The sequence below is a fragment of the Streptomyces dryopteridis genome, assembly GCF_049606955.1.
In the GTDB taxonomy this organism is placed as follows: Bacteria; Actinomycetota; Actinomycetes; order Streptomycetales; family Streptomycetaceae; genus Streptomyces.
The window spans coordinates 3,438,578-3,459,103 of sequence record NZ_CP187113.1; the positions used below are offsets into that span (position 1 = coordinate 3,438,578).

Consider the following 20,526-nt stretch of genomic DNA (forward strand, 5'->3'; position numbering starts at 1 on the left):
CGGATCGCCGCCCCCCGTCGTCGTTCCCCAGGCCCCCGCCATGCCCACCCCACCGACTCCGCCCACCTCACCGACTCCGCCCACCCCACTCACCCGGCCCCGCCCGTCTCGTCCGCGGCGCGCGCCGGGCCCGCCCGGCCCGGCGCCGCGCCGGCGCTCCCGCACCGGTGCCGGCCTCGTACCCCTCCTCGCCGCGCTCTGCGTGCTCGCGCTGCCCGTGCTCACCGGCTGTGGCCGGCCCGACGGTTCGGCGCTCACCGCCGAGCAGGGCCGGGCCGTCCCCCGCGCGCACGGCCCGCAGCGCCTCTGGCCCGACCGGCCTCCCGCCGCCCCGACCGGCGACGAGGACGCCGAGGGCCCCGGCCCCGTGCCCGTCCCGGGGCTGCCCGTGCCCAGCGGCGACCTGCACGACGTGACCGCCCTCGCCGTGCTCCGCGCCGACCTCGCCGCGACCCGCACCGGCGACGACGACTGCGCGGACCGCGCGGACCGTGCCGACACCGACCCCCTCGCCGAGGCCCTCGCCGGCTGCGACCGTCACCCCGTGGGCCCCGCCGCCGGCTGCGCCGTGCGTCCCGCCGCGTACCGGGACCTGACCGGCGACGGCCTCGACGAGCTGATCCTCGGTGTGGACCTGCCCGACGGGCAGCTCGACGTCCGCGTGTACACCCTCCACGACGGCGCCCTCGCCCGGATCATGGACACCACCCAGCGGGTGCTCAGCGTGGACCTCACCGCCCGCAAGGTGATCATCCGTTCCACCGGGGGCGGCCCGGACGCCGAGCACCGCGACGAATGGGCCTGGTGCGAGGACCGGCGGGCCATGCGGCCGCGCCTGATGGAGATCGTCCGCCCCACGGACCCGCCCCGGACGGCCGCCTCGTGACCGCCGCCCCGACCACCGAACGTGTTTCACGTGAAACAGGTGCCCGCGCGCCCCGCCGTCGGCCCCGCACCCCGGCCTGGTCCGCGACCCTCACGTGGAAGGCGGCCGTGTTCATCACCCTGATGTGCTGCGGTCTCGCCGCCCTCCTCGGCGGCCTCGTGCACGACGCGATGACCCGTCAGACCATCGAGAACGCCCGGGAGAAGGCCCTCACCCGCCTCGACCGCACCGTCGCCGGCTACGAGACCGGCTCCCGCGGACTGCCCGGCGAAGGCGTGGACCCGCCCGAACTGCCCGCCCCGCTCAGGGACCTCGCCGCACGCGGGGTCCGGGCCACGGGCCTCGGCGAACTACGCGGCAAACCCGTCATGTGGGCCGCCGGCCCCGCCGACCACGGCCGCGTCCTCGGCGCCGCCGTCGACCACACCGGCGCCGCCCGCGCCCTCGAAGAACTCGACCGTGCCATCCTCGGCTCCTCCGGACTCGCCATCGGCGGCACCCTGTGCATCGGCGCCCTCGGCGTCACCCGCATCACCCGGCGGCTGCACCAGACCGCCGCCGTGGCCCGCCGGATCTCCGCCGGCGACCTCGACGCGCGCGTCGCCGACTCCCCGCGGCACCGCGACGAGGTCACCGCCGTCTCCACCGCCCTCGACACGATGGCGGCCACCCTGCAACGCAAACTCGAATCCGAACGCCGCTTCACCGCCGACGTGGCCCACGAACTGCGCACCCCCCTCACCGGCCTGAACGCCGCCGCCGAACTCCTCCCGCCCGGCCGCCCCGCCGAACTCGTCCGCGACCGGGTCGGCGCCATGCGCTCCCTCACCGAGGACCTGCTGGAGATCTCCCGCCTCGACACCGGCACCGAACGCCCCGAACTCGCCGAACACGACCTGGCCGAACTCGCCGCCCGCGCCGTCCGCGGCGCCCCCGAGGGCACCGCCCTGGAGGTCCGCGGCGACCCGGTCCACGTCACGACCGACCGCCGCCGCCTGGAACGCGTCCTGGGCAACCTGATCGCCAACGCCCACAAACACGGCGCCACCCCGGTCACCGTCACGGTCGAGTCCCACACCCTCACCGTCACCGACTCCGGCCCCGGCTACCCCGCCTACCTCCTCACCGACGGCCCCCAACGCTTCCGCACGGAGGGCACGAACAAGGGCCACGGCCTGGGCCTCACGATCGCCACGGGCCAAGCCGCGGCCCTGGACGCCACCCTCACCCTCACCAACCCCAAATCCGGCGGCGCCCGGGCCGAGGTGGTCCTGCGCCCGACCGGCGTGGGGACGGCCGCCCCGCCCCCACCACCTCCCCCCGGTCAAAGCGCAGGTGACACAGTGTCGGAAGTGCCCTGCGAGGCCCGCCGCGCACTGCTGAGATGGGCGCACCGCGAGTCACCTGCCGAGTAAGAGGACACATGACCACGACCCACGCCACCGAGGAGTTCCGGGCCGCACGGGACCTGTTGCTGCGCCACCGGGAGGACCACGAAGCGGCCCGCCGCGCCTTCGTGTGGCCCCGGCCCGAACACTTCAACTGGGCGCTGGACTGGTTCGACGTCATCGCGCGGGACAACGACCGCATCGCGCTGCACATCGCGGAGGAGGACGGCACCCGGACGCAGGTCTCCTTCGCCGAGATGTCAGGGCGCTCGGACCGGGTCGCAAGCCGGCTGCGCTCCCTGGGGGTGCGGGCGGGAGACCGGATGCTGGTGATGCTGGGCAACCAGGTCGAGCTGTGGGAGACGGCCCTCGCCGCGATGAAACTGCGGGCCGTCGTCATCCCGTGCACCCCGCTGCTGGGCCCGGCCGACCTCACCGACCGGGTCGAGCGTGCTGAGGTCTCGCACGTGCTGGTTCGCGTCGAGGACACCCCGAAATTCGACTCCGTGCCCGGGGAGTACGGGCGGATCGCGGTCGGCGCCGCGCCCGGCGGGCTCCCGGCGGGCTGGACCGATTACGCGGACGCGGCGGCGGTGGGCCTGGGCTTCGTGCCGGACGGGCCGACCCGCGCCGATGATCCCCTGATGCTGTACTTCACCTCCGGCACCACGTCCCGGCCGAAGCTGGTGGAGCACACCCACGTCTCCTACCCGATCGGGCACCTGGCGACGATGTACTGGATCGGGCTGCGCCCGGGGGACGTGCACCTGAACATCTCGTCTCCGGGCTGGGCCAAGCACGCCTGGTCGAACCTGTTCGCCCCGTGGAACGCCGAGGCGACCGTGTTCATCCACAACTACTCCCGCTTCGACCCCGCCCGGCTGATGGCCGAGATGGACCGGGCGGGGGTCACCTCGTTCTGCGCCCCGCCCACGGTTTGGCGGATGCTGATCCAGGCCGATCTCGGGCTGCTGGCGCGGCCGCCACGCGAGGTGGTGGGGGCCGGGGAGCCGCTCAACCCCGAGGTGATCGAGCGGGTGCGGCAGGCGTGGGGGGTGACCATCCGTGACGGGTTCGGGCAGACCGAGACGGCGGTGCAGGTCGCGAACACGCCCGGCATGGAGGTGCGGCCCGGCTCCATGGGGTTGCCCACGCCGGGGTTCGACGTGGTGCTGGTGGACCCGGTCACGGGGCGTGTGGGGGTGGAAGAGGGGGAGATCTGTCTGGACCTCGCCGGCGCCCCGGTGGGGCTGATGGCCGGGTATCGGGGCGACGAGGAGCGCACCCGTGAGGTGATGGCCGGCGGGTACTACCGCACGGGCGACATCGGGTCCCGGGACGCGGACGGCCGGTTGACGTACGTGGGCCGGGCCGACGACGTGTTCAAGTCCTCGGACTACAAGATCTCGCCGTTCGAGCTGGAGAGCGCGCTGCTGGAGCACGAGGCGGTGGCCGAGGTGGCCGTGGTGCCGTCGCCCGACCCGGTGCGGTTGAGCGTGCCGAAGGCGTACGTGGTCCTCGCGGCCGGGTACGAGCCCGGACCGGAGACGGCGCGTGCGCTGTTCGCGCACTCGCGGGCGGTGCTGGCCCCGTACAAGCGGGTGCGGCGCGTGGAGTTCGCCCCGTTGCCCAAGACGGTGTCCGGGAAGATCCGGCGGGCCGAACTGCGGGATCTGACGGCCCAGGGCGCGCCGGCCGAGTACCGCGAGGAGGACCTGCGCTGACGTGCGGGGCCCCGGAAAGAAGGGGCGGCACCGACCACCGGTCGGTGCCGCCCCCTCGTCGCGTGGTCGTCCGGGTCAGATGCCCACGGGCCAGCCGGCGCGCCGGGCGCGCAGCGCGGCGGTGTGCGGCACGAGGGCCACGACGGGGATGGCCCGCTCGGTGCGGCCGCGGAAGCCGGCGAAGTTGGCGTCCTGCGCGATCTGTCGGGCCCACAGGGCCTCGTGCTCCTCCTCGGGCACGAGGACGGGGCGGACCGGCCGGTGCTCCTCGCCCACCTCGACGAGGGCCTCGCCCGCGGCCATCAGGTTCAGGTACCAGGCGGGCTCGGTGGGGGCGCCGCCGTTCGCCGCGAAGACGATCAGCCGGTCGCCATCGACGAGGTGCACCAAGGGGGTGGTGCGGGGGAGCCGGGAGCGCCGCCCGGTGGTGGTGAGGAGGAGCAGGTCGATGCCCGCGAAGTCGGCCACCGTACCCCGGTTGGCCCGGAACTCCTCGATGACGCGGAGGTTGAACGGGTTGCTGTTGACGGGAGATTCCCCGATGACGGTCATGACGTCCCCTGTTTTCCGGTGCGTTCGATTCGAATGCCGGGATGCCGCGCGATCCGGTTTACCCGGATCGCGGCAGCGGTCACCCGGGCCTCACCTTGTTTCTCTCAAATTGCTCTCGAACCTTCCCGGCAGTTCCCTCGAATCCGTTTCGGAGCTCTCTCGAAGTCTGCTCGAACGTGAATCGAGGACGTTCATGAGTTGCTCCACGGAGATTCCGGACGGTAGACGCGCACCGAGGTCTCGCGGGCGTACGGCATGTCCTCGGGCATGTTGATGAGTTCCATGCTCAGGCCCCACGGGGTGGTGAAGTAGACCCACCGGTCGCCCGCGATCGGGCCGTCCTCGATGGTCTCGGGCTCGCCCAGGATCGTCACGCCCGGGTACGCGCGCAGGTACTCGACGGCCTTGTCCACGTCGTCGACGAAGAGGGCGAAGTGGTGGCCGCCCCAGTCGCTGTTCAGGGGGCGGCGGCGGTCCTGGTCGGGGGCCGTGTACTCGAAGAGTTCCAGGTTGAGGGCGGCTCCCAGGCGGAGCATCGCGATCTTGGCGGAGGCTCGCGGGTGGACGGCGAGCTTGCGGGTCATCCACTCGCCGTCCGGGTCCTCCACGGGGCCGAGGCGGTAGGCGACCTCCGCACCGATGGCCTCGGTGAAGAAGGTCACCGCCTCGTCCAGGTCCGGGACGGTGTAGGCGATGTGGTGGACGGCGCGGGCTCCGGGAATTATCGGCACGAAAGGTCTCCCTGGAAATCGTTACTTCCGTTTTCTTCTGGGTCGTGATGGTGTTCTCGGGCGGCCGAATACGTCAATCGGAGGTCTCGAAAGGTGAGGGAACTCATGCGAGACCTGACCAAGTGCTGAGTTTCGGCGCACGAAACTGACACAGTCCCCCGGTGTCGTCCCGACGCGACCGTCGCGCTGTTCTCATGAGGTCACCGCAAGGGAATCGGCGCGAGTGACGACAAGGGACGAATCGATGAGAACGCTGAAACGCCGCGGGATACTCGCCGCGGGATCCGGGGTGGCGGTCGGTGCCGCCTTCGGTCTCCAGGGCACGGCCGGAGCCGTCGGGGTCGGGACGTCGGGCGCGGGGGCCCGTGCGACCGCCGCGACCGGATCCGACGCGGTGACGGTGACCCCCTCCGACCCTCGGTACGCGGACCTGCGGTCGGGCATGAACCAGCGCTGGGTGGCGGCCCCCGAGAAGATCGTGCTGCCCCGCACCACCGCCGACGTGGTCGCGGCGGTGCAGTCCGCCGTGGACGCGGGCAAGCGCATCACCGTCGCGGGCGGCGGACACTGCTTCGAGGACTTCGTCTACAACGACGAGACGAAGGTCGTCCTCAACATGTCCCTGATGAACGCGGTCGCGTTCGACACCGCGATGGGGGCGTTCGTCGTCGAGGGCGGCGCGACGCTGCTCGACGTGTACGAGGCCCTGCACGGCGGTTGGGGCGTGACCATCCCGGGCGGGATCTGCCACTCGGTCGGCATCGGCGGGCACGTGGCGGGCGGGGGCTTCGGCATGCTCTCGCGTCAGCACGGCCTGACCGTCGACCACCTGCACGCCGTCGAGGTGGTCGTCGTGGACGCGGCCGGCCGCGCCAAGCGCGTGGTGGCGACCCGGGCCGCGACCGACCCGCACCAGGACCTGTTCTGGGCGCACACCGGTGGCGGCGGCGGCAGCTTCGGCGTGATCACCCGGTACTGGTTCCGCACCCCCGGGGCCACCGGCAACGACCCGACCAGGCTGCTGCCGAAGGCGCCGGCCGAGGTGTACATCAGCAACCTGTTCTGGCCCTGGGAGAAGGTCACGAAGGAGGGCTTCGCCCGCCTGGTGACCCACTACGGGGAGTGGCTGGAGGCCAACAACACGGCCGGCACCACGGCCGGTTCGCTGTTCTCGTGGATGCTCCTCAACCACCGCTCGGCGGGGAACCTGGGGCTCATCATCCAGGTCGACGCCTCCCTCCCGGACGCCGCCCGGGTCCTGTCGGACCACCTCGCCGGGCTCAACGCCGCGCTCGGCGTGGCCACCACCCCGGTGCGGCGCGCCGGCGTGGTCGACTCGCAGTACTCCTCCACCCGCAAGCTCCCGTGGCTGCGGGGCACCAAGTACATCGGTTCGGTCTCCGCGACCCAGCTGGACCCGACCATGCGCGGCATCCACAAGTCCTCGCACCTGGTCAAGCCGACCCCGGCCGCGCAGATCGACGCCATGTACCGGCACCTGACCAACGACGACGCGGTCAGCCCCTTCGCCGGCATCGTCTACGCCTCGGCCGGCGGCGCGATCGGCACGGTGCCCTCGCACGCGACGGCGGTCGCCCAGCGCGCGGCCATCATGAAGACGAACTTCGAGAGCGTCTGGTACGAGGCTGCCGACGACGCCGTGAACCTGGGCTGGGTGCGCAACGTGTTCGCCGACGTGTACGCGGACACCGGCGGCGTGCCCGTCCCCAACGGGGTCACGGACGGCTGCTACATCAACTACCCCGACGGGGACCTGGGCGACCCGGCCCACAACAAGTCCACCACCCCCTGGCACGACCTCTACTGGAAGGGCAACTACGCCCGTCTCCAGCGTGCCAAGCGCGCGTACGACCCCCGGAACGTCTTCCGACACCGGCAGTCGATCCGACCGTAGGCCCCGGCGGCCCGGCCCCGGCCCGGCCCCGGTCCTCGCGCGCACCGCGCCACACCACCCACCACCATCCCTCCAGGAGTGATCTCGCCATGCGCACCACCACCTTGGGCGTCAACGGCCCCGCGATCGGACGCATCGGTCTGGGCACGATGGGCATGTCCTTCGGCTACGACCCGCACGGCCAGGACGACGACGCGTCGGTTCGCACCATCCACAAGGCGCTCGACCTGGGCGTCAACCTGATCGACACGGCGGACGCGTACGGTCCGTTCACCAACGAGGAGCTCGTCGGCCGTGCCCTCAAGGGCAACCGTGACCGGGTGGTCCTGTCCACCAAGGGCGGCCTCGTCGTCGACGAGAACGGCATCGGCCTCAACGGCTCCCCCGAGCACCTGAAGTCGGCCGTGGACGAGAGCCTGCGCCGGCTCGGCACGGACCACATCGACCTGTACTTCCTGCATCGGGTGGACCCCTCGGTACCGCTGGAGGAGAGCTGGGGCGCCCTCGCCGAGCAGGTGGCCGCGGGCAAGATCGGCCGGCTGGGCCTGTCCGCCGTGACGGTGGAGCAGATCCGGGCCGCGCAGGCGGTGCACGCCGTGGCGGCCGTGCAGTCCGAGGCGTCCCTGTTCACCCGTGACGCCTTCGCCGACGTCATCCCCTTCACCGCCGAGCAGGGCATCGTCTTCATGCCGTTCTCCCCGCTCGGGCGTGGCCTGCTGACCGGCGCCTTCGCGGCCCCGGCGGACCTGCCCAAGGACGACTGGCGCAGCACCCAGCCGCGCTTCACCCAGGAGGCGTTCGCGCACAACAAGGCGATCGTCGACGTGGTCCGCGCGGTCGGCGACCGGCACGGCGCGACCCCGGCCCAGGTCGCGCTGGCCTGGCTGCTCGCCCGCGGCGAGCACCTTCTGCCCATTCCCGGCACCAAGAACGAGGCCCGCCTGGTGCAGAACGCCGGCGCCGCCGACGTGGAGCTGACCGCCGCCGACTTGGCCGAGCTCGACGCGCTGCCCGCGCCGCAGGGCGCGCCGGAGGCGTGATCCGCCGGGTCCACGACGAAGGGCCCGCACACCCCGGGGGAGCCCGTCGCCCCACCTCGCCCGCCGACCGTCGTCGGCGGGCGGGGTACCCGGCGGCCATCGGCCGCGCGCCGCATCCACCCATCCCACCCGCACGAGAGGACCCCTGAGATGACCGAGACCGTACCGTCCAGCGTGTACCCCGGCTCCCGCCCGCGCAGCCTGGCCGCCGCCCTCGACATCCCCCGCCCGCCCGAACTGACGTGGTACGTCCAGGCCCGTCAGCCCGTGGCCTACGAGGTGTCGATCACCCGCGGCCTGCTGAACCCGGCCAACCCCGCACTCGCGCGTGCCGTGGGCGGTGACGGGCACACCGGGGTCCGCACCCTCGTGGTGATCGACCGGGTCGTGGACGAGCTGTACGGGGAGCGGCTGCGCGCCTACTTCGACGCCTGGCGGGTCGAGGCCCGCTGGAAGGTGATGCGGGGCGACGAGGAGACCAAGAACCTCGACCAGGTCGTGGAGGTCACCGAGGCGATGACCGCCATGGGCATCCTGCGCCGCACCGAGAAGGTCGTGGTCGTGGGCGGCGGGGTGCTGATGGACGTGGTCGGCATGGCCGCGAGCCTCTACCGCCGGGGCGTGCCCTACGTGCGCGTCCCCACCAGCCTGGTCGGGCAGATCGACGCGGGCATCGGCGTGAAGACGGGCGTCAACCACGGCACCCACAAGAACCGGCTGGGCACCTACTACGCGCCCGAGGCCGCCTTGATCGACCCGGAGTTCCTGCGCACGGTGCCGGCCCGGCACGTCGCCAACGGCCTCGCCGAGATCATCAAGATGGCCCTGATCAAGGACGGCGCCCTGTTCCGGCTGCTGGAGGAGGTCGTCGCGGACGTCGACAGCGACTCCCTCGCCGACTGCGGCCCGGCCACGGGTGAGATCGTGTCGCGGGCGATCGCCGGCATGTTGGACGAGCTGGAGCCGAACCTGTGGGAGGCGGTGCTGGAGCGGTCCGTGGACTACGGGCACACCTTCAGCCCGTCCCTGGAACTGCGCGCGGACCCGCCGCTGTTGCACGGCGAGGCGGTGGCCGTGGACATGGCGGTGTGTATCGCCCTGGCGGCGGGCCGGGACCTGATCACCGAGGCCGAGGCCGAGCGGGCGCTGGGCCTGATCGCGGCCGCGGGCCTGCCCGTGGTGCACCCGGTCTTCACCCCCGAGCTGCTGGAGGTCGGTCTTGAGGACGCGGTCAAGCACCGGGACGGGTTCCAGCGGCTGCCGCTGACGCGCGGGCTCGGCGCGTGCGCCTTCGTCAACGACGTGACCGGCGAGGAACTGAGCACGGCCCTGAAGTTCGTGCACACCTTCGCCGACGACCTCGACGTCGCGCCGGTGAACGGCGACCGGCGGTGAGCGAGTCCTCCGAGGTGTTCGTGTTCGACGTGGGGGGCACGCACCTGCGGCACGCCCGCTGGTCGGTGGGCCGGGGCCTCGCGGACGTGAAGGACAGCGCGACCCCGAGCCGCTTGCTGCGCCCGGAGCTGTCGGCGGCGCAGATCCAGAGCCTGCTCATCGACCAGATGTGCGACGCGGTTCCGGTCGGGGTGGACGCGGTGGCGGGGATCTCCTTCGGCGCCGCGCTCGACCACCGCAGCGGCATCGTGTACGGGTCGGGGCCGCTGTTCGGGGACACGACCACCGTGCTCGACCTGCCGGGAATGCTGTACGAGCGGCGTCCCGACGTGGACTGGTACGTGGTCAACGACGTGACCGCGGCGCTGCTGCACTTCGCGTCCGCGCCGCGTTTCCGCGGGCACCGCAAGGTGGCCCTGCTGACGGTGAGCTCGGGGATCGCCTGTCGGACGATCGACCTGCGTCGGGACGTCATCCCGACCGACGCGTGCGGTCTTCAGGGCGAGGTCGGGCACCTGCCCGCGCCCGCGTACCTGGCCGGCCGTCCCGTCGAACTGACCTGTGACTGCGGTGAGTCCGGGCACGTGGCGGCCTACTCCTCCGGCCCCGGCATCCGCCGGATGGCGACGGTCCTGCGCGAACGGGTCGGCGCCCGCTGGGACGACTCCCTGCTCGGCAAGGCCATGGCCGCCGGCGACCCGTTCGAGGCCGCGTTCACGACCGCCCTCGACGCGGCCGACGAACTCGCCGGCGAACTGCTCGACGCCGTGACGGCCCCCGTCGCCGACGTCCTGCGCAACGCCCTGTGCCTCGACCCCGAGATCGACGAACTGGCCCTGACCGGCGGCGCCGCCGTCGCCCTCGGCGAGCACTACCGTCGGGCGGTCCTGCGCCACCTGCGCCGCACCCCGCTCTACCTCACCGGCGAGCGGGCCCCGGAATGGGTCGAGGAGCACGTCACGGTCTGTGGACCCGGCGAGGCCAACGGGCTCGTCGGCGCCGGCATCGCGGCCCTCGCGGCGGCCAACGGGACCCGCATGGAGGCCCTCCTGCGGCCCGCCCCGGGCGACCGGGACGCCACCCACCAGGCCATCGTCCGCGACGACCGCGGCCTGCACCTGCTGCCGCGACCCACCGCGGAACCGGGCCCCGGCGAGATCAGCGTCCGCACGGCGGTGGCCGGCGTCTGCGGCACGGACCTTCAGATGCTGCGGGGCCTGCGCCAGGACGGCGCCCCCGTGCTCGGCCACGAGGGCATCTCCCGCGTGGTCGCCGTCGGTGAGGGCGTCGACCGCGGCCTGGCCCCCGGAACCCTCGTCGTGGTCAACCCCACCCACCGCACCGACCCCACCTTCCTCCTCGGCCACAACGTGGACGGCCTGCTCCAGGAACGCACCCTGATCCCGGCCAACGCCGTCCGGGGCGGTCTCGTCGTCCCGCTGCCGACCGTCCCGCAAGGCGAACTGGCCGCGCTCGTGGAGCCCCTGGCCGTGGTCCGCTACGCCATGCTCACCCTGCGCGAACGCAACCCCGGCACCCTCCTCGTGTTCGGCGACGGCACGGTGGGACACCTCGCCGTGCGCACGGCCAAGCACTGGGTCGGCCCCCGGGTGCGCACCGTGCAGGTCCACCACACCGGCGAGGGCATGGACTGGAGCGCGGCCGCCCCGCACGCCGCGGACGTGCGCGTCCAGCACGGCCGGTTCACCCCGGAGGAACTCGCCTCGCACTTCGCGGACGGCCCCGTCGCGGTGCTCCTCGCCACCCCGGCCGTGGCCATGCTCTCCTGCATGGAGACGGCCCTGGCCGCGACCGCCGGCCGCGAGGTCCTCGTGGACCTGCTCGGCGGCGTGCCCAAGGGCGGCCGGGTCGCCGCCCTGCCCGGCGCGGACCTTGGCACCATCCGCGCGGCCAACTGCGCCGGCGTGCCCGAACCGCCGCACATCGAGTCCCTCACCACCGCCGACGGACACCCCGTGCGGGTCTTCGGCCACCGGGGCGCCTCCAACTGCCACCTGCTGGACGCCGCCGCCGAGCTGTGCCGCGAACCCGAGCTGTACCGGGACCTCGTCACGCACGTGGTGGAACCCGCCGAGGCGGTGCGCATCATGTCGCGGCTCGCCGTGAGCCGCCGCCGCACGGTGGACGGCCGCCGCATGGTGAAGCTGGCGGTGCGGTTCGCGGCGGAGAAGTCGTGACCCCGCTCGTCGGACTCGTCGACTGGCGGCTGCCGGCGACCGGACCGGCGGCCGTGACCCTGGCCGCCCGTGCGGGCGCGGACGGCGTCCAGGTCGACCTCGGCGGCCCGGGCCGCGCGGACCCGATCGACGGGCCCGGCCGGCTCGCCGCCGTCCGCGCGGCCTCCTCCGCCCACGGGGTCCCGGTCCTGGCCGTCTCCGCCAACACCCTCAACGACATCGGGCTGACCGCGCCGGACGGCAGCGCGGACGGGGCCCGGGTCCGGGGGGTGCTGGCCCGGCTCCTCGACGCCGCCGAGGCCCTGGGCGCGGGGCTGGTCCTCGTGCCCAGCTTCCGGCGCAGCGCCATCGACGGCCCCGCGGCGCTGCACCGCACCGCCGAGGTGCTGTCCCGGGCCGCGGCCGAGGCGGCGGCCCGGGGCCTGCTGCTGGCGGGGGAGAACGTGCTCCCGCCTGCCGCCGCCGTCGACCTCGTCACCCGCGTGGGCTCCCCGGCGTTCCGCCTGTTGCTCGACACGTACAACCCCCGGGAGGCCGGCCTCGACACGACGGAACTGGTCGCGGCCACCGCCCCGTTCCTCGCCGACCAGATCCACCTCAAGGACGGCCCCGCCGGCCCCGGGGGCACGCCGCTGCTCGGGGACGGGGACGGCGCCCTCGACACCACCCTCGACGCGGTCCGTCGCCACCGCGTCCACCCGTACGCGGTGGTCCTGGAGAACGACCACCGGACCACCGACCCCCGGCTGCTCGCCGAGGACCTGCGCCGGGCCCGCCGCCACGCCGCCGCCCTCGCCCCGGCCGCCACCACCGCCACCGCCGACGACCCGGCGCGGACCCCGCCCGCCCGGGCGACGGAGAGGACCAGCACGTGACCACCACCACCCCGACCACCACACCGGTCGCCGGCACACTGACCGCCCGGGCCCTCCTGTTCGACATGGACGGCACCCTCGTGGACTCCGGTGCCGCCGTCGAACGCACCTGGACCCGGTTCGCCGACCGCCACGGCCTGGACGTCGCCGCGATCCTCGCCGACTCCCACGGCCGCCCCACGGCGGAGACCGTCGCCCGGCACGCCCCGCCCGGCACCGACCTCGCCGCGGAGACCGAATGGCTCGTGCGCCAGGACGTCGCCGACACCACCGGCACCGTCGCCCTCCCCGGCGCCGCCGCCCTCCTCGCCGCCCTGCCCGTCGAGCGCTGGGCCCTGGTGACCTCCGCGAGCGGCGAACTGGCCCGCCGCCGGATGGCCGCCGCCGGCCTGCCGATGCCCCGGGTCGTGGTCAGCGCCGATGACGTCGTCCACGGCAAGCCCGACCCCGAGGGCTACGTCCGGGCCGCCGCCGCGCTCGGCGTCGCACCCGCCGAGGCCCTGGTCCTGGAGGACGCCGAGGCGGGCCTGCGCGCCGCGCTCGCCGCCGGCGCCCCCGCCCTGGTCGTCGGCCCGCACGGCGGCCCGCTCGCCGACGGACTGCCCCGGATCACCGACTTCGACGGCATCGTGCCGCGGATCCTCGCCGACGGCATCGCGCTCGAACTCCCCGCGTCCCGCCCCTGAGCCCCGCCCCCGACCGCGCCGGCCACCGCCGCCACCAGCCTAAGGAACCCGCACATGTCCCTGGACCCCACCCACCAGCACCCCGGTGTCACCGGTCACGTCGCACCCGGCTTCGAAGCCGTCCGCGAGGAGTTCGCACGCAATTTCTCCGAGCGCGACGACCAGGGTGCGGCACTGGCCGTCACCCGCCGCGGCGAACTCGTCGTGGACCTGGTCGGAGGCGTCGCCGACAAGCACACCGGCCGCGCCTGGGACCACGACACCCTCCAGATGATCTTCTCGGGGAGCAAGGGGATCATGGTCACCGCCCTGCTGCTCCTCGTCGACCGGGGCAGCGTCGAACTCGACGCGCCCGTGGCCCGCTACTGGCCCGAGTTCGCCGCACGGGGCAAGGAACGGATCACCGTCCGCGAGGTGGTCACCTTCACCGCCCGGATGCCCGCCGTGGCCGCGCGCCTGGCCCAAGGCGACCTGAGCGACGCCGAGGGCATGGCCAAGCTGCTGGCGGACCAGGCCCCCGAACCCGACCCCCGGGCCGAGGGCATCCTCTACGGCCCCTACGCCGCGGGGTGGATCGTCGCCGAGATCGTGCGCCGCGTGGACGGACGAACCCTGGACCGCTTCTTCGCCGAGGAGATCGCCCGCCCCCACGACCTCGACATCCACTTCGGCACCGGCCCCGAACTCGACCACCGCACCGCGTACACCGAGTACGGATCCGGCTTCCGGGCCCAGTTCAGCGGCTACTTCACCAGCGAGGACCCGCTCACCCAGCGGATCTGGCAGAACCCCATCCCCTTCCCCGAGGACGAGGGCGTCTGGAACACCGCCGACCGCCGCCATTCCCTGATCCCCGCCGCCAACGTCAGCGGCAGCGCCCGCGCCTTCGCCCGCATGTACGGCCTGCTCGCCCTCGACGCGGTCCGCCCCGACGGCGAAGCCCCCGCGATCCTCTCGCGCACCCTGCTGGAGGAGGCAGCCGCCCCGCGCGTGCGCAAGACGGACCAGCTCATCGACGTGCCCATGGTCTACGGCGGGGGTGGCTACCGGCTGCGGACCAAGGAACGCCCCGGTCCGGACGGGAACTCCTTCGGCCACGACGGCGCCGGAGGCTCCGCGAACCAGGCGTGGCCCCGGGCCGGGGTCGGCGTCTCCTACGTCATGAACCGGTTGATCGCGCTCGGCCCCGACGACAAGCGGGCCGGGTCCGTCCTCAAGGCCGTCGCCGCCGCCGTCACCGCACTGGACGCCGAGGACCGGACATGACCGACTCCTTCGTCCAGCTGCTCACCCCCGAAGGGGAGCGCGTCACCCACCCCGACTACGCCCTGGACCCGACCCCCGACGAACTGCGCGCGCTCTACCGCGACCTGGTCGTGGTCCGCCGCGTCGACGCCGAGGGCATCGCTCTGCAACGTCAGGGCGAACTGGGCCTGTGGCCCTCGCTGCTGGGCCAGGAGGCCGCGCAGGTGGGCTCGGCCCGGGCGCTCCGGCCGGCGGACCGGGTGTTCCCCAGCTACCGCGAACACGGCGTCGCCTGGTGCCGGGGCGTGGACCCGCTGGACCTCATGGCACTGTTCCGGGGCGCCGACCACGGCGGCTGGGATCCCGAGGCCCACAACGTGCACCTCTACACCCTCGTCATCGGCTCGCAGACCCTGCACGCCACCGGCTACGCCATGGGCGTGGCCAAGGACGGCGCCGACGAGGCCGTGATCGCGTACTTCGGCGACGGGGCGACCAGCCAGGGCGACGTGTCCGAGGCGTTCAACTTCGCGGCGGTCAACGGCGCGCCGGTGGTGTTCTTCTGCCAGAACAACCAGTGGGCGATCTCGGAGTCCAACGAGAAGCAGACCCGCGTACCCATCCACCAGCGGGCCCAGGGCTTCGGTTTCCCGGGCGTCCGGGTCGACGGCAACGACGTGCTGGCCTGCCTGGCCGTCACGCGCGCCGCCCTCGACCACACCCGCCAGGGCGCCGGCCCGTACCTGATCGAGGCGTACACCTACCGGATGGGAGCACACACCACCTCGGACGACCCGACCCGCTACCGGGACGCCGCCGAGGTCGAGCGGTGGGAGGCCCGGGACCCGATCCTGCGGCTGCGCCGCCTGCTCACCCGGGAGGGGCACGCCGACGCGGCCTTCCTCGCGGCCGTGGACGCGGAGGCCGAGACGATCGGCCGCCGGGTCCGGGAGGGCGTGCGCACCATGCCCGACCCCGACCACGACCTGTTGTTCCGGCACGTGTACGCCGGGGAGCACGCGCTCGTCGCGGAGGAACGCGCGGAGTTCGCGCGCTACCAGGACTCCTTCGTCCCGGTGGAGGCCTGACATGGCGGTACAGACGACGACCCTGGGCAAAGCGATCAACGCCGGGCTGCGCGCCGCCTTGGAGAGCGACCCCAAGGTGCTGGTCATGGGGGAGGATGTGGGCCGGCTCGGCGGCGTCTTCCGGATCACCGACGGGCTCCAGAAGGACTTCGGCGAGGGCCGGGTCATCGACGCCCCGCTCGCGGAGTCGGGGATCGTCGGCACCGCGATCGGGCTGGCGCTGCGCGGCTACCGGCCGGTGGTGGAGATCCAGTTCGACGGGTTCGTGTTCCCGGCGTACGACCAGATCGTCACCCAGCTCGCGAAGATGCACGCGCGGTCCCGCGGGCGGGTCAGGCTCCCGGTGGTCATCCGGATCCCGTACGGCGGCGGCATCGGCGCGGTGGAGCACCACAGTGAGTCCCCCGAGGCGCTGTTCGCGCACGTCCCGGGGCTGAAGGTGGTCTCCCCGTCGACCCCGTCGGACGCGTACTGGATGCTGCGGCAGGCGGTCGCCGGCGAGGATCCGGTGATCTTCTTCGAGCCGAAGCGGCGCTACTACGAGAAGGGCGAGGTGGACGTCGAGGCGATCCCCGACGCCCTGCACACCGCGCGGGTGGTGCGTGCCGGTTCCGACGTGACCCTGGCCGCCTACGGGCCGATGGTGAAGGTGTGCCGCGAGGCCGCCGAGGCCGCCGCCGAGGAGGGCAAGTCGGTGGAGGTGCTGGACCTGCGGTCGATGTCCCCGGTGGACTTCGACGGGATCCAGCGTTCCGTGGAGCGCACCCGGCGCCTGGTCGTGGTGCACGAGGCCCCGGTCTTCCTGGGGGTCGGGGCGGAGATCGCGGCGCGGATCACCGAGCGCTGCTTCTACCACCTGGAGGCCCCGGTGCTGCGGGTCGGCGGGTTCCACGCGCCGTACCCGCCGGCGCGGTTGGAGGACGAGTACCTGCCCGGACTGGATCGCGTGCTCGACGCCGTCGACCGCGCATTGACGTACTGAAGCCGAAGCCACAGGGAGGACGGAACGTGACGACCATGACCGCGACCGCGTCCACGACGCGCGCGTTCAGGATGCCCGACGTGGGCGAGGGCCTGGCCGACGCCGAGATCCTGAAGTGGTTCGTGGCGGTGGGCGACACCGTCACCGACGGGCAGGTGGTGTGTGAGGTCGAGACGGCGAAGGCGGCCGTCGAGCTTCCCATTCCGTTCGACGGGACGGTGTCGGCGCTGCACTTCGAGGAGGGTGTGACCGTCGACGTCGGTCAGGTCATCATCTCCGTCGAGGTGGCGGGCGCGGCCGGCGTCGAGGCCCCGGCCCCGGAGCGCCCGGCGGTCGAGTCGGCCCCGGCCGGTGGTGACGCCGGGGCGGGCTCGGAGGCGGCCCCGGCGCGGCAGCCGGTGCTGGTCGGGTACGGGGTGTCCCAGGGCTCCACGAAGCGGCGGGCCCGCAAGACCGGCCCGGCGTCGGCCCCGGCCGTCGCGCCCGTGGTGCCGGCGCAGGCCCCGGCCGCCCCGGCGCCCGCGCCGGTCGTGGCCGAGGCGCCGGCGGAGCCGGTGGGGGAGCGTCCGTTGGCCAAGCCGCCGGTGCGCAAGCTGGCGAAGGACCTGGGCGTGGACCTGTTCGCCGTGGTGCCCACGGGCGCGCACGGGATCGTGACGCGTGAGGACGTGCTGGCCGCGGCGGCGCCCGCGCCGGCGGTCTCGCCGAACGGGACCGCGGCCCCTGTTGCTGCGCCTGCCCCTTCGACGGCCCCGGCCCCGGCCTCGGCTTCGGTTTCGGTGGTGGGTGTGCGGGAGACGCGGATTCCGGTGAAGGGGGTCCGCAAGGTGACGGCGCAGGCGATGGTCGGTTCGGCGTTCACCGCCCCGCACGTCACCGAGTTCGTCACCCTCGACGTGACCCGCACGATGAAGCTGGTCGCGGAGTTGAGGGAGGACCCGGACCTGGCGGGGCTGCGGATCAATCCGATGCTGCTCATCGCCAAGGCCGTGCTCGTGGCGGTCCGCCGCAATCCGGAGGTCAACGCCTCCTGGGACGAGGCGGCGCAGGAGATCGTGCTCAAGCACTACGTGAACCTCGGCATCGCGGCGGCGACTCCGCGGGGTCTGATCGTCCCGAACGTCAAGGACGCGCAGGACAAGACGCTGCCGGAGTTGAGCCGGGCCCTGTCCGAGTTGGTGGCCACGGCCCGGGAGGGCAGGACCTCCCCGGCCGACATGCAGGGCGGCACGATCACGATCACCAATGTGGGCGTGTTCGGCGTGGACACCGGGACCCCGATCCTCAACCCGGGGGAGTCGGCGATCCTCGCGGTCGGCGCGATCAAGCCGCGGCCGTGGGTCCACAAGGGCAAGGTCAAGCCGCGTCAGGTCACCACTCTGGCGCTCTCCTTCGACCACCGCCTGATCGACGGCGAACTCGGCTCGAAGTTCCTCGCGGACATCGCCGCCGTGCTGGAACACCCCCGCCGACTCATCACCTGGGCCTGACCGGCACCAGACGGTTCGACATCTCACGAAGGGAAGAACGAAGGACATGGGCAACGCACTCTCCCGACTCCGCGCCGAGGGGGTGGCGGTGTGGGCGGAGACCACGCTCACCGCCGAGGGCCCCGAGGCCGGGATCCGCGCGGCCGTGACCGAGGGCCGGGTCACCGGCCTGCGGATCACCGCTCCTCTCGACGCCGCCCCGGACGCCGTCCGGCACGCCTGCGACCTGCTGTCGCGGGCGGACCGGACCCCGAGCGGCGCCGTCGGGCCGGTGGTGTTGCCGGTCCTGCCGCCCCCGGGCCCGGACCCGGACGCCCGGAGCCTCGTGGCGGCGGCTCGCGCGCTGGTCCGCGCCGTGGACCGGCCCAACCTGCGGGTGGGCCTGCCGGGCGTGCCGGCCGTCGCCGAGGCCGTCACCGATTTGATCGCCGAGGGCGTCTCCGTGCAGGTGGGCCCGGTGTACTCCGGGGAGCGGTTGGGCGAGCTGGTCCGGGCCCACCTGGCCGGTCTGGAGCGGGCGGTGGACGCCGGGCTGGACCTGTCCTCGATCGACCTGGGGGTGGAGTTCGCGGTGGGACCGGTGGACGGGGCCGTGGACGTCCTCCTCGACAAGGCGGGGACCGAGGAGGCCAAGGCGTTCCAGGGACGCGCCGGCCTCGCCGCGGCCCGGCTGGCCTACCACGAGTTCGCGGAGGCGTGGGCCCCCGGGGCGTCGCCGCGCCTGGCCGCGCTCGTGGCGGCCGGGGCCCGGCCGGGGCTCCTCGTGTGGACCTCGGCGTACGACCTCGTGCCCGGTCGGCGCGGCACCCGCTACGTCGAGGAACTCGTGGCGCCCGGCACCGCCGTGGTCCTGCCCGCGGGTGTGCTCGACGCGGTCGCGCAGGACGCGCTGATCGGCGGCGCTCGGGCCCATCGCGAACGGGAGGGGTCCCGGCGGGTCCTGGACTATCTGAGCTGGTTCGGGGTACGGCACCCCGAGGTGGTCGCGGAGTTGGAGCGCGCACCGGTCGACCGCCCGGCCGTGGCGGCCTGATCGCCGGTCTCGGCCCGGCGCTCCATCACCCGGGCCAGGTGGGCGACCGAGGCCAGGGTGATGTGCCGGTGCCAGCCGCCGTAGGACCGGCCCTCGAAGTCGCGCAGCCCGACCTCCTCGCCGATCTCGGCGAAGTCGTGCTCGACCCGCCCGCCCAGCTTCGTCAGGGTCAGCAGGTCGCCCGCCGGCGTCGGATCCGTGTCGACCAGCCAGAGCCGTGACACCGGAGCGTTCGGGTCCTGCCATTCGCCCAACAGCAGCAGGTCCCGGTCGGGGCGGGGCTCCGACGCGCGGCGGGCCGGGTCGGTGGCCGGCAGCCGCACGGGCACGCACACCACCAGCGAGGTGCGGGCCGCGTCCTTCGCCGTCGGGTCCGTCCAGCCGGCGGACCTGCGCAGGCCCTTGACCGCTTCGACGATGTCACGGGCGTGCCACCAGCGGGCGCCGTAGCCGGGCGAACGGCGGTCGGCCGGCACCAAAGGGGTGCTGTCGGCCACCCGCAGCAGGAACGGCATGCGGTGCGTCCGCAGCGCGCGGGCCATGGACAGGGCATCGATGCCCGGGTACCGCTCGATGACGACGGGCAGGAGCGGCAGACGGGGACGCCGTGTCAGCTCCAGGACGGACGCGACGGCCGACTGTTCGACGGTCTCCTCGACGACGTGCTCGGGGATGCCGGCCCGGCGGCGCCGCTCGTCGTCCCGCAGCCAGCCCGAGGGCAGCGAGAGCCGCCAGTTGACCGGCACCGCGAATCGTTCGGAGGCCAGCCACACGCCGAACGCGTGCTGGCCCCCGGCCGCCTGTCCCCGGGCCGGTCGCGTCCGGCAGCCCACTCCGACGGAGTGGCTCCCGGTCTTGGGGATGACCAGGGACTGCAGGACCCACGCCTGCGGCACCTCCGGCAGGAGGGCCCGACGGGCCAGGGCCTCGCGCAGGGGCAGCCATGCCCAGGGGGAGCAGCTGATGAAGTGGTGCAGCCGCTGGACGGACTCGGATCCGCCGGCGGAACGCGCCACGTTGCGGATGGACTTGCGGCCCCGCGCGGTGAGCAGTCCCTGGACGTACCGCTCGGCGTTCTCGCGCTGGTCCCGCCGCTTGAGCACCCCGGGGAACAACTCCGCGCCGAGTCGATCGGCTGCGTCGTGTTGCCGGGCGGGTGCCCCGGGGTCCCGGGCGAGGACACCACCACGATCCCCGGAGCCTCGCATCGACCGGGGGTGGTCCGGGCACGGGTTCGACACGAGGGCGGGCGGGGCGGTGCGGGCGATGGTGACGGTGTTCACGGAGCCTCTTCGGGT

At 73.7% G+C, this 20,526-nt stretch carries 16 protein-coding genes and 1 pseudogene; 14 read left to right on the forward strand and 3 right to left on the reverse strand.

The window, feature by feature from the left end:
* Positions 1-202 precede the first annotated feature (202 nt).
* Genes ACN20G_RS14735 through ACN20G_RS14745 form a run of 3 tightly spaced genes read left to right on the forward strand, consistent with a single transcriptional unit; the run spans position 203 to position 3,998 of the window.
* Positions 203-886 carry a hypothetical protein gene (locus ACN20G_RS14735; protein WP_424213229.1) on the forward strand — a complete coding sequence of 228 codons (684 nt, stop codon included), beginning with the start codon at positions 203-205 and terminating at the stop codon, positions 884-886.
* A complete protein-coding gene (locus ACN20G_RS14740) occupies positions 883-2,301 on the forward strand; it encodes a sensor histidine kinase (RefSeq protein WP_424213230.1) in 1,419 nt (472 codons plus the stop codon). The genes ACN20G_RS14735 and ACN20G_RS14740 overlap by 4 nt, the downstream gene beginning before the upstream one ends.
* Positions 2,302-2,309: 8 nt before the next feature.
* Positions 2,310-3,998, forward strand: coding sequence for an AMP-binding protein (locus tag ACN20G_RS14745; RefSeq protein WP_424213231.1), 1,689 nt, complete (start codon positions 2,310-2,312; stop codon positions 3,996-3,998).
* Positions 3,999-4,073: 75 nt separating this feature from the next.
* Here ACN20G_RS14745 and ACN20G_RS14750 read toward each other — a convergent pair whose 3' ends face one another.
* Complete coding sequence (locus ACN20G_RS14750; protein ID WP_424213232.1) at positions 4,074-4,550, reverse strand: nitroreductase/quinone reductase family protein; 477 nt, start codon at positions 4,548-4,550, stop codon at positions 4,074-4,076.
* Between the two features lie 191 nt (positions 4,551-4,741).
* A complete protein-coding gene (locus ACN20G_RS14755) occupies positions 4,742-5,281 on the reverse strand; it encodes a VOC family protein (RefSeq protein WP_424213233.1) in 540 nt (179 codons plus the stop codon).
* Between the two features lie 244 nt (positions 5,282-5,525).
* Between ACN20G_RS14755 and ACN20G_RS14760 the strand changes: the two genes are divergently transcribed.
* From ACN20G_RS14760 to ACN20G_RS14810, 11 genes and pseudogenes are all read left to right on the forward strand, one after another.
* Positions 5,526-7,196 (forward strand): FAD-binding oxidoreductase, encoded by a 1,671-nt coding sequence (locus ACN20G_RS14760; RefSeq protein WP_424213234.1) that lies wholly within the window; start codon positions 5,526-5,528, stop codon positions 7,194-7,196.
* Between the two features lie 89 nt (positions 7,197-7,285).
* A complete protein-coding gene (locus tag ACN20G_RS14765; RefSeq protein WP_424213235.1) occupies positions 7,286-8,236 on the forward strand; it encodes an aldo/keto reductase in 951 nt (316 codons plus the stop codon).
* Positions 8,237-8,386: 150 nt separating this feature from the next.
* Entirely contained in the window at positions 8,387-9,631 is a 1,245-nt protein-coding gene (locus ACN20G_RS14770; RefSeq protein WP_424213236.1) for a sedoheptulose 7-phosphate cyclase, read from the forward strand.
* Entirely contained in the window at positions 9,628-11,829 is a 2,202-nt protein-coding gene (locus ACN20G_RS14775; protein ID WP_424213237.1) for an ROK family protein, read from the forward strand. The genes ACN20G_RS14770 and ACN20G_RS14775 overlap by 4 nt, the downstream gene beginning before the upstream one ends.
* A complete protein-coding gene (locus ACN20G_RS14780; protein WP_424213238.1) occupies positions 11,826-12,704 on the forward strand; it encodes a sugar phosphate isomerase/epimerase family protein in 879 nt (292 codons plus the stop codon). Before ACN20G_RS14775 ends, ACN20G_RS14780 begins: the two co-directional genes overlap by 4 nt.
* Positions 12,701-13,390, forward strand: a complete 690-nt coding sequence (locus tag ACN20G_RS14785; RefSeq protein WP_424213239.1) for an HAD-IA family hydrolase — start codon at positions 12,701-12,703, stop codon at positions 13,388-13,390. Before ACN20G_RS14780 ends, ACN20G_RS14785 begins: the two co-directional genes overlap by 4 nt.
* 54 nt (positions 13,391-13,444) lie before the next feature.
* Positions 13,445-14,551: pseudogene (locus ACN20G_RS14790) on the forward strand (serine hydrolase domain-containing protein); the annotation flags it as partial.
* Entirely contained in the window at positions 14,518-15,723 is a 1,206-nt protein-coding gene (gene pdhA / locus ACN20G_RS14795; RefSeq protein WP_424213240.1) for a pyruvate dehydrogenase (acetyl-transferring) E1 component subunit alpha, read from the forward strand. The pseudogene ACN20G_RS14790 and the gene pdhA, both read left to right, overlap by 34 nt.
* A 1-nt stretch (position 15,724) precedes the next feature.
* Positions 15,725-16,705 (forward strand): alpha-ketoacid dehydrogenase subunit beta, encoded by a 981-nt coding sequence (locus tag ACN20G_RS14800; protein ID WP_424213241.1) that lies wholly within the window; start codon positions 15,725-15,727, stop codon positions 16,703-16,705.
* A 35-nt stretch (positions 16,706-16,740) separates the two neighbouring features.
* Positions 16,741-18,195, forward strand: a complete 1,455-nt coding sequence (locus ACN20G_RS14805; protein ID WP_424215513.1) for a dihydrolipoamide acetyltransferase family protein — start codon at positions 16,741-16,743, stop codon at positions 18,193-18,195.
* A gap of 46 nt (positions 18,196-18,241) precedes the next feature.
* Entirely contained in the window at positions 18,242-19,228 is a 987-nt protein-coding gene (locus tag ACN20G_RS14810) for a transaldolase family protein (protein WP_424213242.1), read from the forward strand.
* Here ACN20G_RS14810 and ACN20G_RS14815 read toward each other — a convergent pair.
* Entirely contained in the window at positions 19,141-20,511 is a 1,371-nt protein-coding gene (locus ACN20G_RS14815; RefSeq protein WP_424213243.1) for an IS701 family transposase, read from the reverse strand. The genes ACN20G_RS14810 and ACN20G_RS14815 overlap by 88 nt on opposite strands.
* Positions 20,512-20,526: the final 15 nt, after the last annotated feature.

What these genes read in the sequence shown, in the direction of transcription:
- ACN20G_RS14745 (WP_424213231.1), top strand. Translation starts at nt 2,310, where the DNA reads ATGACCACGACCCACGCCACCGAGGAGTTCCGGGCCGCACGGGACCTG.
- ACN20G_RS14750 (WP_424213232.1), bottom strand. Translation starts at nt 4,550, where the DNA reads ATGACCGTCATCGGGGAATCTCCCGTCAACAGCAACCCGTTCAACCTC.
- ACN20G_RS14770 (WP_424213236.1), top strand. Translation starts at nt 8,387, where the DNA reads ATGACCGAGACCGTACCGTCCAGCGTGTACCCCGGCTCCCGCCCGCGC.
- ACN20G_RS14810 (WP_424213242.1), top strand. Translation starts at nt 18,242, where the DNA reads ATGGGCAACGCACTCTCCCGACTCCGCGCCGAGGGGGTGGCGGTGTGG.
- ACN20G_RS14805 (WP_424215513.1), top strand. Translation starts at nt 16,741, where the DNA reads ATGACCGCGACCGCGTCCACGACGCGCGCGTTCAGGATGCCCGACGTG.
- ACN20G_RS14765 (WP_424213235.1), top strand. Translation starts at nt 7,286, where the DNA reads ATGCGCACCACCACCTTGGGCGTCAACGGCCCCGCGATCGGACGCATC.
- ACN20G_RS14800 (WP_424213241.1), top strand. Translation starts at nt 15,725, where the DNA reads ATGGCGGTACAGACGACGACCCTGGGCAAAGCGATCAACGCCGGGCTG.
- ACN20G_RS14760 (WP_424213234.1), top strand. Translation starts at nt 5,526, where the DNA reads ATGAGAACGCTGAAACGCCGCGGGATACTCGCCGCGGGATCCGGGGTG.